This is a genomic window from Kineococcus glutinatus, assembly GCF_039542765.1.
Taxonomy (GTDB): domain Bacteria; phylum Actinomycetota; class Actinomycetes; order Actinomycetales; family Kineococcaceae; genus Kineococcus_A; species Kineococcus_A glutinatus.
Genome location: NZ_BAABIL010000676.1, coordinates 1 through 2,140 on the forward strand (window position 1 = coordinate 1; position 2,140 = coordinate 2,140).

1 protein-coding gene is annotated in these 2,140 nt (G+C 80.6%); it reads right to left on the minus strand.

What is annotated here, in order from left to right; all coding sequences use genetic code 11:
- On the minus strand, window positions 1–2,140 hold a 2,140-nt coding region (locus tag ABEB16_RS19975; RefSeq protein WP_345713949.1), incomplete at both ends, for an ATP-binding protein.

Genomic DNA, 2,140 nt, shown 5'->3' on the forward strand with positions numbered 1-2,140 from the left:
CGCCCGGCGTCCAGCAGCGCGTCGGCGCGCCCCCGCCACGCGCGCCGCTCCCGCGCCCCCACCCGGGCGCCCGCGGCGATGAGCAGGCCGAGCACGAGGGCGCCGAGCCGGGTCCGCGCGGCGAAGCCGGACCCGCCCCACAGCTGCGCCAGCAGCCCGACGACCTCGTCGTGCACCGCCAGCACCGCCCCGACGTCGCCGGCCTCGCCGTGCAGGTCGATCGCGGCGTACCCGCAGAGCACGGCGATGAGCCCGTCGCGCTCCCACCAGGGCCGCAGCGCGGGCAGCGACCCCAGCGCCGCCACCTGCCCGCGGCCCGCCGCCACCGCCAGGGCCACCGCGTCCAGGGTGGCCCTGGCCAGCGGCGGCGGGGACTCGGACGAGGCGTCCAGCAACCGCAGGGCCTCGTCCCACTCCCCCCGCACGACGGCGACGTGGGCGGCCATGGCGCGCCCGTCGAGGCCGTAGGGCGCCCACGGGCGGCGCAGCTCGACGGCGCGGGCGGCGGCGTCGGCGTAGGCCCGCTGCGCCTGCGCCAGCCGGCCGGTCTCGTACAGCAGGGAGCCCAGCTGGTGGGCGCTGCGCAGCTCGACGGCGGCGTCGCCCGCGGCCCGCGCCTCCGCCAGCGCGGTGCGCAGCGTGCGCTCCGCCTCCGCGGGCGCGGGGTGCTGGGTGAGCCGCGCGAACGTGGTGGTGGCGTCGGCCAGCACGTCGGGCACGCCCAGCTCCCGCGCCATGTCCAGCGCCTCGCGGGTCCAGCGCAGCGCCTCCTGCTCGCGCCGGTGCGCCGCATGCGCGCGGCCGCGCACCGCGAGCAGCCGGGCGCGCAGCGGGGACGGGCCGGGCGGCAGCAGCTCCAGAGCCTCGGCGACGAGGCCGACGACGCCGACGGGCGCGTCGTCGAGCAGTGCGGTGCCGGCGACGGCGTGCAGCAGCAGGGCCCCCTTGCCCGGCGGCGCGCCGGGCCTCAGGCGCTCCAGCTCGGCGCGCAGCAGGTCGAGCGCGCGGTGCAGCCTGCCCGCTGCGGCGGCGCTGTCGGCGGCGCGCAGCACGAGGTCCACGACGTCGACGCCGTCGGCGGGTGCCCGACCGGCCAGCAGGTGCAGGGCGGTCTCGTAGTGGGTGGCCGCCTCGGCGGGACCGCCCACGGTCATCGCCTCGTCCCCGGCGCGGACGCTGGCGGCCAGCGCCGTGGCGGTGTCCCCGGCGGCGCGGGCGTGGCGGGCCAGGGCGGCGGCGGTGCCGTCGGCCGCACCCGTGTCCAGCGCCGCGGCGAAGGCACGGTGCAGCCGCACCCGCTCCCCGGGCAGCAGGTCGTCGTAGACGGCCTCGGCGAGCAGGGCGTGGCGGAAGGCGTAGCCGGGACCACCGGGGGTGCGGGAGGCGACGAGGACGTGGTGGTCGACGGCGGTGCGCAGCGCGGCGTCCAGCGCGGCACCGCCCGGGTCACCGCCCGGGTCACCGCCCGACGCGGTGCCGCCCACCGCCCCGGCGGCGGCGACCGCCGCGAGCAGGTCGTGGCCCACCCGGCCCCCCGCGACGGCCACCGCCCGCACCACGGCGCGCGCGGCCTCGTCGAGGGCGTCGAGGTGCAGCAGCAGGAGGTCGGCGAGGTCCGCGGTGAGCGAGCCCTCCCCGCGGCGGGCCGCGGCGACGAGCTCCTCCGCGAAGAAGGCGTTGCCCTCGGCGCGGGCGACGATCCGGTCGACGTCGGCGGTCCGCAGGCCCGTGGGCTGCAGCTCGTGCACGAGCACCCGCACGTCGGCGTCGGGCAGCGGCTGCAGGTGGACGCGGCTGACACCGGGCAGCCGGGCCCACTGGGCGGCGCGACCGCGCAGCGGGTGGCGGCGGTGCAGGTCGTCGGTGCGGTAGGAGGCCACGATCGAGACGGGCGCGCTGCCGGCGCGGGTGAGCAGCAGGGTGAGCAGCTCGTGGGTGGAGGGGTCGGCCCAGTGCACGTCCTCCACGACGAGGAGCACGGGCGCGCTGCGGGCGAGGCGTTCCAGCACGACCTGCACGGCCTCGAAGAGCGCGGCGCGGGCACCGGCGCCGTCGGTCGCGCCCTGCGGGCCCCCGGGCGGTGGGTCGGCCGCCAGGACGCGGCGACCGGGCAGCAGCCGGGCGAGGGCCGGGCCGGCGG